The organism is Cellvibrio sp. (assembly GCF_053579595.1).
The window spans coordinates 1-14360 of sequence record NZ_JBRFPI010000076.1; the positions used below are offsets into that span (position 1 = coordinate 1).

The 14360-nt window shown below is 48.1% G+C and carries 5 protein-coding genes and 1 pseudogene; all 6 read right to left on the reverse strand.

The features are described from left to right. Positions 1-2862, reverse strand: a pseudogene (locus ACWA6V_RS06875) (alpha-1,6-glucosidase domain-containing protein); the annotation flags it as partial. Between the two features lie 446 nt (positions 2863-3308). After that, on the reverse strand, positions 3309-5201 hold the full coding sequence (locus tag ACWA6V_RS06880; protein WP_449521784.1) for an alpha-amylase family protein: 1893 nt from the start codon (positions 5199-5201) through the stop codon (positions 3309-3311). A gap of 103 nt (positions 5202-5304) precedes the next feature. Next, positions 5305-7191, reverse strand: coding sequence for a glycoside hydrolase family 13 protein (locus ACWA6V_RS06885; RefSeq protein ID WP_449521785.1), 1887 nt, complete (start codon positions 7189-7191; stop codon positions 5305-5307). Positions 7192-7240: 49 nt separating this feature from the next. Then, the gene (locus tag ACWA6V_RS06890; protein WP_449521786.1) at positions 7241-8761 is read right to left on the reverse strand and encodes a tryptophan halogenase family protein; all 1521 of its coding nucleotides are present in this window, start codon (positions 8759-8761) and stop codon (positions 7241-7243) included. A gap of 106 nt (positions 8762-8867) precedes the next feature. Next, complete coding sequence (locus ACWA6V_RS06895) at positions 8868-11747, reverse strand: TonB-dependent receptor (RefSeq protein WP_449521787.1); 2880 nt, start codon at positions 11745-11747, stop codon at positions 8868-8870. Between the two features lie 398 nt (positions 11748-12145). Beyond that, a complete protein-coding gene (locus ACWA6V_RS06900; RefSeq protein WP_449521788.1) occupies positions 12146-13768 on the reverse strand; it encodes an alpha-glucosidase family protein in 1623 nt (540 codons plus the stop codon). Positions 13769-14360 lie beyond the last annotated feature (592 nt).

Genomic DNA, 14360 nt, shown 5'->3' on the forward strand with positions numbered 1-14360 from the left:
GAAATCCACCGCATTGAACCAATCGCCTGCGTTGTAGCTGTTGGGCGACATGGATTTGGAGCGCAGTAAATCGCTACCCATTTGAATAAAGGGCACACCCTGGCTTAATACCGGCACTGACAAGGTCAGGCTGCTGACGCGCACGCGGTTGGTGAGCGACATATCAGTTGGCAAGGCGTTGGGGCGATGCATCCAATCCCACAGGGTTTCGTTATCGTGTTTTTCCACATAGTTGATGGCTTCTTGCGGGTCGAGGTTGTAAGCACCCACCGCCTCGGCTTTTACGATAGCGCCGGATTTGGTTTTCAACTTGAAGTTCTTGAGGTTGCCCGCAAGACCAGCGCGCACTGCATCCACCCCTTCACCTTTGATCAAGGCAAGCTGTTGCAATGGGTTGCGCATACGGTCATTGAATGTACCTATGCCAGTACCGGCCAGAGCCTCCTGGGTTGAGCGCTCAACAATGCGGTCGCCCGAGGTGCCGCCGCCCGGTGTCCAGGCTTCGGCGTAGAAGTAGCTGTCTTCATCCACGGCTTTGACAGCATTGTAGGCATCGACCAGCACTGACTTGGGCATAAAACCGGATTGGTCAAAACGGAAGCCATCGACCTTGTAAGCCTCGGCCCATTGCACGACTGAATCCTGCACGAACTTGCCCATCATGCGGTTTTCGGTCGCGGTATCGGGGCCTGCACCTGTGCCCTGCTCAGCCAGCGCAGTAGCAGGGTTAGTGCGGTAGTAGTAACCGGGAACCACTTTGTCGAAGACGGAGTTGGCAACATCAAGGCCAGAGGAAATGGTGTGCGGGTAAACCACATCCATCACCACGCGCAAGCCCATGTTGTGCAATGCCATGTTCATGGCGCGCATTTCTTTGATGCGAGCAAAGCCCATAGGATCGCTCGCATAACTACCTTCCGGCGCATTGAAATGCTGCGGGTCGTAACCCCAGTTGAACGCATCCAGATCGCCAATGGCAGCCATAAGTTTGCGCGCTTTGTCGCTGGTAGGGTCGTAGCTTTCCAACACTTCACGCAGGGTGGATGCATTGCTTTCCGAACCATCGCAGGCATCAACACTATCGGGGTTAGTCACTTTTTGGCACAGCTCAAAGATGTAGCTATCCAGATTCACCTGCTCGTCGCTGCTCTCTTTGATGCTGGAGCTGTCATTGCTCGGCAAGAAGTGGATATGGGTCATACCCGCATCGACCAATTCTTGCAGATGGTTAACCGGTGCAGTGCCCGATTGGGTAAACGCCATGTACTTGCCGCGGTAAACCGCAGAGGTGCTTTGGTCGTTGGCACTGAAGTCGCGGATATGGGTTTCGTAGATATTGATCATCTCCGGCGCCGCCACTGTGGGCACCATGTGGCCATCCCAACCGGCGGGTTTGAGATCACTATCGTTCAGATTGACGAACTGCGAATGACGGCCATTGGTAGACAAGGAGATGGAGTAGGGGTCAGTCACCTCCAAACGCTGAACTTTTTTGGATACAGGGCTATAACCCTTGATGCGGAAGCGATAGTACTTGCGGTCTAGCTCGGTAGCTGTGCCGGTGTAAGTCCAGATACCGGTGGCCGCGTTCCAGGTCATGGGTTTGGAATCAGCCAGTTTGAGCGGGTCACCGGCATAAATGCGCAGATCCACTTCCTGCGCCGTTGGCGCCCACACAGACACGCCCACACCTGAGCTGTAACTCACACCCAATTTCGCTTCATCAGCGTCATTACTGCCTTTGGTGTACAGATCATCCAGCGCTTTGGCAACCTGGATGCGAGTACCGCGACCGCGCTCAACAGTACCGGCTTCCTCGACCGAGTCGTAGCGGCCAATAATAATCAGCTCATCTTTCAGCGCGGCTTTGATGGCATCCAGGCTGACGGATGTCGGCAGGTCGTATGCAATGTAATTGGCCAGATGCGGCACCAGTGCGCGCTCATCATCGGTCATCGGGCGTCCGGCACCCAATTGCGCCAGCAGGCTGCCGCCGGTCAATTTGCCATCCGCCGCTGGCGCCATGCCACCAGCGGTAGAGTTATACAGCTCCACCTTTTTGCTCGCCGAAAATTCGCGGTTCCAAATAATGGTGCGCGCGCTAATCCAATGGGCCTCCACATCGCTAATGCTCAGCAGTGGGCGCTCCAGGGTGCACACATCATTGATACAAATAGGCAGTGTGCTGAAGCGGCTGTTGCGCATATTGGCCGAGTTGATAATCACCCAACCCATGCGGTCGAACTGGCCGGAACCATCGCGCTTGATATTGATTTGCAGGTCGCCCGTCTGGGCGGCGCCACCGGGGGTCTTGACAATAAAATTACCGCAGCTACCCAGTGCACTCGTTGGAATGACAAAGAATGCGCCGTAATAGGGGTCGTGTGTAATACCCACGCTACCGGAATCCTGACTGGTGACATGAGGACCATTCGGCCAGGTGGTGGGAATCGGGTAAGTCGTGCCCTTACCATCCACTATGCTGTCACCCCAGCCATTGCCGCAACTCTGCCAAAGATGCAGGTTGTAACCGGAAAAATCTTTTTCTTCGCTGTTAACGTAGATGACCACTTCATTGGCGCCCGGCATCCGGGTTGGCAATGGAAAATCGGGCACTACACACTCGCCTGCAGCATTGCGCACAGTGCCATCCGGGCAAGCCGGTAATTCCACGGGTGGAAGTGCAGCGCCGCAGGTGCCATCTGCGCGAATCACCAATGGATCGCGGCACGCAGGCAGCTCTGCGACAGAATTATCTGTACCGCTACCGCCACCACCGCAACCACTGAATGACAACACGCCAAGCGCCAGAGCAATTAGCCCCAACCTTTGCCGTGCATTGAAAGTTCGTGAGTTGAACATCTTGACTATCTCCCAATTAATTATTTTTACAATGTGAAAGCAGGAACCTGAATGGAAAACAGCGAGCTGGCCGCAAAAAAAATGCACACCAACATGCGGGGTATGGATACCCTAAAAAAATAAAAAGGAATTTTCTCTGTTATGACTATTAAAAAATTTCTAGCTCAAAGCTTAGTCTATGGATGCAAAAATCGATTCGCAAACTACATACGTATGCAGAAAAAACGGCGGGATAATTTGCAAATTGCATACGTATGCAAAAGCAAAAAACATGAAGAAAAGTAACACTTTTTATTGATAACAAAAAAAAATGCGCCGGGATGTATCCACAGGCGCATTCGATAATGACAAGTAACAGGCCGAGCTAGGCCATGTAACGATTAAAAAAGTATTGTTATGAATTCAATGTTATTAAAAATAATAACTTATTACTCAATTTATCCATTTCATTCAGGTATCAATTGCAATACCAGAGACTCCAAAGGTGCCAACTGCAAAGCCAGACTAGCGCCAGCGTTATTGACCTGCAAACGCAATGGTGCAGATTTATCACCCAGACGCGATGCAATGCGATAAGAACGCTCATGCAAAGCCCAGGCTTTCACCAGCGAATCAGGCAATTGCAAATTAAATTGACGCGTTTGCGTTGCACTGAAATTGCTCACCACAATCCAGTGTTGTTGATCACTCCAGCGCGCAAACGAAAATATACTCCCATCATAACCCGGCGTATGCTGGCGATTGTGCGTATGCAATTCCAGATACTCACCTCCAAAACCGGATTCCTGCAGCGAGAGATTTAGCACTTGCTGATAAAACCCGCGCAGATCTTTTTCTTTAGCAGACAACAAACCGCCATCAAATTTCCCGCCATTCATAAAACGCTGGTGCGCAGGTACACCCGCGTAATCAAAAATGGTAGTGCGCGATGGATCACCAAAACCCGTATCCAATGCACCCGTCTCACCTACTTCCTGACCAAAATACACCATCGTAGGCGAGCGGCTAATTAATGCCGAGACCACCATCGCCGGTTTGGCTTTTTCCGCGCTACCGGCAAACTCCGGGCTGGCGATGCGCTGCTCGTCGTGGTTTTCCAAAAAGTGCAGCATGTGCTCTTCAATATCACTCATACCCGCTTGCACACTGGCGATAACATCGGTACTCGCCTTGCCTTGCATAATCGCTTTTAAACTATCGTACATTTCCACCTTGTCGTAGAGATAATCCATTTTCCCCAAGCGGATGTAATTGCGATATTCCGCCGGGTTGTAGACTTCGGCCAATAAAAAAGCGTCGGGATTTTTTTGTTTGATTGAGGAGTTTAAATAGCTCCAGAATTCCACCGGTACCATTTCCGCCATATCAAAACGGAAACCATCTACACCCTTAGCCAACCAATACTCGGCGATCTGGCGGAATTTAATCCAGGAATCCGGCACGGATTTTCCCTGCCAGAATTGCGCGTGGGCAATGACATTTTTTTGCGCATAGCCAGCAGGCAGCTCAGGAAAATCTTTGCTGCCATCTGCGCGAACGCCATAATTAATTTTTACCGTTTCATACCAGTCATCAAATTTCGGCTGAGCGAGACGCGAGCCATTGCCGGTCCATTTCGCGGGTTTCTCTATAAACTGTCCATCGCTGAGCGGATGGTTTTCACCGCCCAGTGGGCGATAGTTATTCTGCGCCTCCCTGCCTTTAAAATCGGGCACCTTAAAATTTTGCCCCACCACATAATAAAAATTATTATCGCGCGCATATTCAACACGCTTGTCATCACGTGCACCAAAGTCTTCTACACCGACAGGCTTGCTTAGTGACTGATAGGAGCGCGCCACATGGTTGGGCACTATATCGATAATCACTTTCATGCCCTGCGCATGGGTGCGCGCAATCAAGGCTTCAAACTCTTGCAAACGATTGGCGGGATTCTCGGCAAGGTCGGGATTTACGTTGTAATAATCTTTTACTGCGTAAGGCGAACCGGCGCGGCCTTTCACTACATCCGGATCGTCATTACTAATACCATAAGCGGTGTAATCGCGGATCACCGCATGGTGTGGCACACCGGTGTACCACACGTGGGTTACGCCTAATTCTTTAATCGATTTAAGCGCGGCCTCATTAATATCATTAAATTTTCCCACCCCATTTTCTTCAATGGTGCCCCAGGGTTTATTGGTGCTATTGGTGTTGCCATAAAGGCGGGTAAAGATTTGGTAAACAACGGGTTTACCTTGCCCGGATGCAGTGGATTTTGCATGTTTGTTTTTATCGACGTGTGTGCAGCCAATGACAGCCACGCACATCAAGGTTACCAACAAGAAGATTTTCATTTGATATTCACGCGTTGGAGTAATGGGCGTTCCCAAGCAGAACTCGGGAGTGAGGAATTAAGAGCGGCCAGCACGCTGAGCGCCACGGGTTGTAAAAACAATTCTATTGCAGCTCAATAATCAGCGACGATTTAGCGGCAAGCGACAATGGCTTGGTGATATCCACCTTGCGCTTATTGAGCACATCAACTGCTTTTTTCTTGCCATCCAGAAATTCACGATAGGCGAGTAAAGGATGTGTTACCGCTTGCTTATTTTTATTGAGCAACACCATTACGGCTTTATTGTCCAGATAGCGGACATAGACATAAACACCATTTTCCGGTGCATAGTGGCGCAACTTGCCGCGATGGATAACCTCGGAATTTTTTCGCCAATTCAGCAGTGTTTTTATAAACTGCTGACTTTCTTTTTCTTTGGCAGTTAATCCTGTACCGGTAAATGCATTTTTGGTATCGCCCTTCCAACCACCCGGCATATCCGCGCGCACGGCACCATCATCGCGTTCTTTAGGGCTGGTCAACAATACTTCCGAACCATAATAAAATTGCGGGATCCCACGCATGGTTGCGGTATACACCATTGCCATTTTGAACAGGTCGAGATCTTCATTTAATACAGAGTAGATGCGTGAGGTATCGTGATTTTCAGGAAAAACAACCAAATTAAACGGATCAGCATATACAAAATCATTGGCCAGCATTTCATACAGCCGAACAAAACCCTTATCCCAAGACTCTTCTTCCAGTAGTACCTGGCGCAGAGTTTCGTGGATTGGAAAATCCATTACACTCGGCATATACGATACATGGCCGCTTTTATTTTCCTTTCCGCGCTGCCAGTGGGCAACGACTGCAGGGTTGGTGCTCCACTCTTCACCGACAATATTAAAATTGGGATATTCATCCATAATCGCTTTTGCCCAGCGCGATAAAAATTGTTCATCGGCATAACCGTAAGTATCTTCGCGGATGCCGCTCAAACCTGCGTATTCAATCCACCAAAGACTATTTTGGATCAAATAATTAGCGAGATGCGGATTGCGCTGATTCAAGTCGGGCATGGAGATCACAAACCAACCATCGACAAATAGGCGTTTGTCGAGTGGACTAGCATAAGGATCCTGCACAGTGGTGCGGCGATGATTGGTAAACATGGGCGCATTTTGTAAATTTAACCAATCGCTAGCGGGCAAGTCACGATTCCACCAATGGTGTGAACCTATGTGATTGAGCACTACATCCTGGATAACGCCAATGCCTTTTTGTTTTGCCTTGGTGACAAAATTTTTAAAATCCTGGTTGGTGCCGTAGCGCGCATCGGTTAAATACAAATTGGTCGCGGCATATCCGTGATAGGAATATTGCGGCTGATTATTTTCAGTCAGCGGGTTGGGCCATATCTGGGTAAAACCCATCTTGGCGATGTAATCCAGATGTTGCGTCATGCCGGCAATATCACCACCGTGACGGCCGCCTTTAAACGTGCGATCTGGCTGCTCGATTAATCCGGCAACGGCATCGTTATTAGCATCACCATTAGCGAAGCGATCCGGAGTAATTAAATAAATGGCATCTTTTGGTGAAAAGCCTTGTCGCTGTGCAGAGTTTTTTCCGCGCGCCAGCAATTCATATTCAAAACGACTCTGGATTTTTCCATCATGCTGAAATTCAATGGGGAATTTTCCAGGTTTGGTGTGCGCGGCAATATCGATAGTGACAAATAAGTAATTGGGGTTATCCGTTTTCATAACGGAAAGTATCTGCACGCCGGGATAATTAATCTGCGGTTGCGTTGCGCCGATATTATCGCCGTGCACCATCAACTCTACCTGATGGTAGTTCATACCCACCCACCAGTTGGCAGGTTCGAGATGTTTGATCGCATAGCGATTTTCTTCTACGGCGCTGCTGCCTTCCGCAAATACCGGATAGGAAAATAGCAGTGTACAGAACAGAACCAGCAATCCAGAAAGAGAAGGTTTATGCATAGGGAAATGTTCCTTAATTATTATGTTCATGCTCTTTTCTCTTACTTGATCATGCAGCTTTCATCGCTGCCTTTTCCAGCATGGCTAACTGCTCCATATGTGGCTTGAAATTGAGTGCGCAACCCTGGATATAGCGATGAATATTATTCAGATCGTATTGGTGCGCCAATTCGTTACCCGGTTTTAATTGTGCCTGGGTTGGATAAATACCTTTGCCCGCTAACAGGCAGCTCCAGGATACATTGGGGAAATAGGCATCGAGCTTTTGGCGCTCCAACTCATCGGTTATATTTTTACCTTGCATCCAACTCGTCAAAATGGAACGCAGGGAATTGGAAATTTTTTCATTGCGACCATTTTCAATCCAGTAATCTGTATCTGTGCGCGAAGAAATGCGGTAATGGCAGACGATGTAATCGCGCACTGCGTCAAAGCGTAAATTGATACGATGATTAAATTCCTGACGATATTGGTCGCTGTAATTGCCGTTGTTGTAGGCCTCAATAAAACGCGCAACGGTTTCTTGCACCATATCCAGTGCAGTTGCTTCGAGCGGCTCAATAAAACCCTGCGCCAAACCAACCGCCAAACAGTTTTTATGCCATTGCTCCGCTACACGCCCTACTTTGAATTTCAAATGTCGCGCTTCTATGTCGGCATCCAATAAATTCAAATGTGCACGGAATTCAGTTTCGGCTTTGTCTTTGTCGCAAAAACGCGAGCTGTAGACATATCCATTACCGTTGCGGTGCGTGAGTGGAATTTTCCATGCCCAACCATATTTCAACGCAGTCGCGATTGTTTGCACTTCAATCTGTTCTTGTTGGGGCGTTCGGAACACCACGGCCGAATCATTAAACAAGGTATCAGCACAACTGATAAAAGGAACCTTGAGTGCCTTTTGCAACAACTCGCTGTTAAAGCCGGTGCAGTCCACATAAATATCGGCATGCAGTTGTTGTCCATCGCGCATCTTAAGTGAATTGATGCTGCCATCATCGGCCAAGACAACTTCTTGCAAGGTCGCTTGAATATATTTCACACCTTTACGCGCTGCGACTCTGGCTAAAAATTTTCCCAGCAGCGCAGAATCAAAGTGGTAGCCGTAGTTAATTTCAAACGGAAAATTGGGCGGTGCTATAGGTGCTAATTTTTGCCGCGCCAATTCAGTGGCTAAAAAAAAGTGATTGGGATGACCTTCCAGATCTACGCCATTGCGGCGCAAATGACTGTTGTGAAAAAAAGCCGGTGCGCTAAATTGATCGGGCTGCGATAAAAATGGATGAAAATAGTCGGTAAATCCCGGCTTGATTGACCAGTCTTTAAAGGTGATGCCGGTTTTGTAAGTGGCTTTGCATTCGGCCATCCACTCTTGCTCATCAACACCAATCACATCCATAAAATGTTTTAACGGTGGTGTTGAGCCTTCGCCCACACCGATGATGCCAATGTCCGGTGATTCCACCAACGTGATGTCAAAGCCTTTGTCTTGCCAATGGGTCGCCATTAAATTCGCCGTAATCCAACCCGCCGTACCGCCACCCAAAATCAACACACGTTTGCCATTCATAACAACACCTATCCATCACTGCCATTTAGTAAAAAACCGCCCGTCAAGTGGGCTCGACGGGCGGTTCCTGATTGCCGCTGGGATTACCCAGTGTTACTGCAGACTATTAGAACTTGTAGTTCACACCAACATAGTACTGACGACCAAAGGTTTTGTACTCGCCCAAGCGACCTTCCTGGCCGTAAGACAACACCACTGGTTCATCCGTCAGGTTAGTGATTTCAAACACCACATCTACACCATTGTCGAACGCGTAGGACGCTTGATAATCCACAGTGGTGTAAGCCTGACCCAGTACGGGTGTAGAACTGCCTGGTACTGGCATATTCAACACGTATTCATCGCGATAACGCATGTTGACGTTAGTGCTGAATTGGCCGATATCCCAGAATGCCGTTACCGACCACACATTCTCTGAAAGACCAGGCAATGACAGCTTGTCCGTAAACAGCGAGCCACCGGTAATTTCCATTTCACTTTGAGTGAAAGAATAGCTTGCGGTTGTGCCTAAGCCAGAAAAAATACCAGGCAATGCGTCAAAGGTATAAGTACCGGCTAATTCCAAACCGCGAATATAACCGCCCTTCTCGTTGTTCACCGCAGTTTGGTAAGTACCTGCGACCATGCCCGCTGGAATTTCCAAACCGTTTGCCTGGAAGATTGGCAGAGTGTCTTCGGTGACAACTACCTGGCCATTTCCATCTAACACGGGGTTGCCGTTACTGTCGCGTTGAATGGCTGGATTGTAGGAAATATTTTCTACCAGACTTTCGATATCTTTCCAGAAGCCCGCAACGGTCACTGCACCGCCATTGTCAAAATAATGCTCGTAAGACAAATCCAATTGGTTAGCGCGGAATGGATCCAGATATGGAGAACCTTTGGTCCACACGTTGTATTGGTTGCCGCCGCGATCACCACCGTTCCAGGAACCCGCGCCACCTTTCAATTGACCCGCTGGTGGACGGCCCATTACTTTTGCCGCCGCAAAACGCAATACATCGTTATCAGTCAATGCAAAGTTCAGGTTCAGGCTTGGCAAGGTATCGCTAAACTCGGGACCGTACTCAACGTATTTGTAGTTGGTTTGGGTAACACCAACATCATCGGTAATTGACTCGCCGTTACCGGCACCAACGTTTTGTACACCTTTGGATTTCACATCGGATTTCACATAACGCACACCGATATTACCGGTCACAGGAATGCTACCCAATTCGGTTTCCAAATTCGCCATCAAGTAGAATGCATCGGTTTTTTCTTCCAGCGCACCTGACTCAACAAACGTCCAATCGCGGCTGAATATTTGCTTACCTTGATAATTGCCCGCGCCAAAAAGTTCATCGGCCAAGCCCTGCATGTTCACAACGAAGTGATCTGGTGCACCATCAACTGAACCGACTGAAACAAAACCATCAATTTCTTGTGGCTGACATTCAAGGAACGGTTCGGTGATATTGTCAGCGCAGTATGATTGCCAATCGCCATTGCCATCGACGTAGCGGAATTGACCATCGCGCGCACCGTAAAGGAATGTACCGCGGCGTGAATCAAACACGCGCTCGGAAACACGCACGCCCGCCTCAACGGATTTAATCAGCGGCATTTCCAGTTCTTGTTTCAGATCGGCTTTGAAACTTTCCACTTCGTCGGTGTAAACGTGTGGGTATTCTTCGTAGCGCGACAAACGCATATTGGAACTGGTCAGCAAGTCAGGATTATTAAATGAAATCGTTGGCGTTTTTTCACCATTCTCGGTGATGGAAATCGTTTGGCCAGCCAACTCTTCCCAAGTAGCACCCGTCACACTTGCACCATTCAAGTTGCCAGTAGCAGTACCAAATTGATACGCGTGCATGGATACCAAACGATCTTTACGGGTTTTGTCACCCTTACTATTGGTGTAATCCAGCGTGAGTGTGGTGGCATCGGTTAAATTAAATTCCAGATTCAAACCCAGGCTGTCTGAGTCAGCATTGGTGGACTGGTCTTCGGTGCGCGCTTCAATCCAGGGAGACGAATCACCGGTGGTTTTCGGGTTGCCAATATTGATCACACCATTGGTGGCTGTGGCATTCGACAAACCACCTACAGTCACACCATGGCGTTTATCTTCAGATTCAAATTCGGATTTAAAATAATCCAATTGCGCTTTGAAAAAATCGTTTGGTTGGAACACAGTGGTCAGCATAAATGCATCGCGCTGGTCATCGCCGTAACCGGTTTGGAATTGATAGGCGCGCGCAAAATCAGAATTGGCAGAAGCATATCCAATCTGGCCATCGGCAGCGGCGCGCGAACCGTCAAAGTTGTTCGGTTGAGTCAGGCTGGAATAACCCAGAGCTACACCGAAAGTGTCATCCAAAAATTTACCTTGGTAAGAGAGGCTATAACGCTCACCACCGGTATCGCCAGTCGCATCATCGTTATGCGACAAACGTACGCCAGCATTGAAGTTATGCTCTTTCGCTGCTTGCAATGGGTTAACGGTTTTGAGTTCAACAACTGCCGCAACACCACCTTCAATGTGCGATGCTTTAGGTGATTTATATACCGCAGCCTGACTAATTAATTCAGCGGGATATTGGTCGAATGACATCCAACGCAAGCTTTCAGTGTAAGAACTGGTAGTCGCTTGCTCGCGGCCATTCAGTGTGGTTTGAATAAAGTCGCCATTCATACCGCGAATATTCAATTGCGATGATTGACCGGAATCGCGCACAGTAGTTACACCAGGGATACGGCCCAAGGCGTCAGCAATCGATACTTGTGGCAATGAACCCACCGCAGATGCATCAACAACGTCAGCAACTACGTCAGATTGGCGTTTGGTATCAATAGAATTTAATACAGTGGCACGATAACCAGTAACAGTAATCTCTTCCACTTCTTCAGCAGCTTGTTGTGCATACACTGTCTGCGAGCCCGACACCAGCGCCATTGTGGTCGCCAATGCAAGCATGTGGTTAAACTTGTGTTTCTTCATGATTTTCTCTCCGCGAAGCTATCTTTTATTTTTAACATTATGCGTACAACAACTTATCTATACGCTGTACAGAGGGTTCTGTCGCTAAAATGATAGTAGGCCTTAGGCAGCACCTCTCACAATAGAATGCATACGTATTCAAAACACCGCATACGTATGCATTTACTTTTCACTCTGCAAAGATTCTTTATTTCCCTGCCTCCCGCATAAGCCTAGTTGATTAATTTTTCCAATCCAACGATTGAAAAGCGAAAATCAAATAAACAAAAATTTTTAAAGTGCAGATAGCAATAAAGAAGTTGAACGAAAAACTGAAATAGAAAATAAAAAAAGAGGGCATAAAGCCCTCTATCAAGCGAGACTAACGACAAGGAGAACAACTACATACAAGACAAACACTAGACCACGCGGGAAATTACTGTGGCATAACCAGGAACTAACAAATTGTTACTTTGTGTAACCACCGAGTGACAACCGTGTCCTTCCGTTTTTTCCAAATGGTAATTGCCATTCAGTGAAATAGTTTGTGCATTGGCGGAAAAATTAAATGCACAAAGCAATTTTTCGTTATCAAAGCTGCGAATAAATACCAAATAATCCTCTGCTGCGCCAACGAACTGAATGTCGCCTAAACGCAAACAGGGTTGTTGTTTACGCCACTGCATAAAGGTTCGATACGCATTCAGTATTGACCCCTTATCATCTTCCTGCAGGCTAACTGCACGCTCTTTGTGCGCAGCGGGAATTGGCAGCCAGGTTTGTGCTTGCGAAAAACCGGCATGCGCTTCTGTGTGATTCCAGGGCATCGGGGTGCGGCAACCATCGCGACCTTTAAAGCGCGGCCAAAAGGTAATACCGTACGGATCTTGCAATTCGTGCTGCGCAATTTCCGCCTCAGTCAAACCTAACTCTTCACCTTGATAACTACATACGCTTCCGCGCAGCGATAATAAAAGTGCATTGAGCGTTTTGGCTAATTGCGGCGACTGTTCTTTACCGCCCCAACGCGACATAAAGCGGCGCACATCGTGGTTACCAATGGCCCAGCAAGGCCAACCTTCCGATAAATTTTTCTCCAGCGTCTCCACGGTTTCGCGAATATAGGAGCCGGACAATTTATCAACTAACAATTCAAAACTGTACGCCATGTGCAAACGCGAATTACCGGCGGTGTACTCCGCCATGGTTTTGAGTGAATCGTCGGCAGAAATTTCACCGAGCGTCACTGTTCCCGGGTAGCGATCCATCAAGGCACGCAAACTTTCCAAAAACGCGATATTTTCCGGGCGGGTATTGTCGTAAATATGTTTTTGGAAAGCGTAGGGGTTATCCAATGAGAACCCGCGCCCCTTGCGCTCTTCTTCCGGTTTTACCGGGTTGGAACGCAACTCTTTATCGTGGAAGCAGAAATTAATTGCATCCAGACGCAGACCATCCACACCGCGCTTTAACCAGAACTCCACTTCAGCCAATATTTGCTGGCGCACCGCGGCGCAGTGGAAATTCACATCCGGTTGGGATTTTAAAAAATTGTGTAAAAAATATTGGCAGCGACGCGGCTCCCATTCCCAGGCTGAGCCGCCAAAAATGGACAGCCAGTTATTTGGCGGTGTGCCATCGGGATTGGGATCGACCCACACATACCAGTCAGATTTAGGATTGTCGCGCGATTCGCGGCTCTCCAAAAACCAGGCGTGTTGATCAGAGGTGTGGCTCAACACCTGGTCGATAATAATTTTGATGCCGCGCGCATGCGCCTTGGCAATCAATTCATCAAAGTCGGCAAGCGTGCCAAAAATTGGATCTATATCGCGGTAGTCACTGATGTCGTAACCAAAATCTTTCATTGGCGATTTAAAAAACGGCGACACCCAGATCGCATCCACCCCAAGGCTCGCGATATAGTCGAGTTTGCTAATAATGCCGGGGATGTCACCTATACCGTCGTTGTTGGCGTCCATCATACTGCGTGGATATACCTGATATACCACCGCACCGCGCCACCAGGGAGTTGTTGTCATTTGATTGAATCTCTTGTTATTGATCTCATGAACACCAGAATTACCATTAAAAAAACGACAGGTACTAAAACAAGAACTGCGGTGTTCGTATTGCGTAATAACAACATACGCGAGCAATATTTTTTCGCCAAGTGACTACATACGTATGCAAGTCGCCAAGGCAGGTTTTTGCATTACAAAAACCATAGAATACGTATTCATAAACCACCAATAATTCACGCAGACAGAAAAAACCTGAACTAGTCTTTCATGCATACGTATGCAGGCTGAATACGTATGCACGCACTTGAGTTGATTCTAGCCAAGGCCTAAGGTGATGAAATAGTCATTTCTGCTATGACGGGTAGCGCTTATATCAATGCGCTACATCACCGCACAAACAGCAATGACAGATAAGTTAACAACATAAAATCAACTAGCTGTCACTTAAAACCCGCCACCGGCATAAAACACGAGAGACTTGTCATGAAAAAAAATCTATTACCGCTGATTATCAGCAGCCTGTTGTTATCCGCCTGCTCCGATCATTCATCGACAAGCTCAAGTGCTCCCGCCGATTCAATCGCACCCGGTGCGCCCGGCGCCCCATCGG

What these genes read in the sequence shown, in the direction of transcription:
- ACWA6V_RS06880 (WP_449521784.1), bottom strand. Translation starts at nt 5,201, where the DNA reads ATGAAAATCTTCTTGTTGGTAACCTTGATGTGCGTGGCTGTCATTGGC.
- ACWA6V_RS06885 (WP_449521785.1), bottom strand. Translation starts at nt 7,191, where the DNA reads ATGCATAAACCTTCTCTTTCTGGATTGCTGGTTCTGTTCTGTACACTG.
- ACWA6V_RS06890 (WP_449521786.1), bottom strand. Translation starts at nt 8,761, where the DNA reads ATGAATGGCAAACGTGTGTTGATTTTGGGTGGCGGTACGGCGGGTTGG.
- ACWA6V_RS06895 (WP_449521787.1), bottom strand. Translation starts at nt 11,747, where the DNA reads ATGAAGAAACACAAGTTTAACCACATGCTTGCATTGGCGACCACAATG.
- ACWA6V_RS06900 (WP_449521788.1), bottom strand. Translation starts at nt 13,768, where the DNA reads ATGACAACAACTCCCTGGTGGCGCGGTGCGGTGGTATATCAGGTATAT.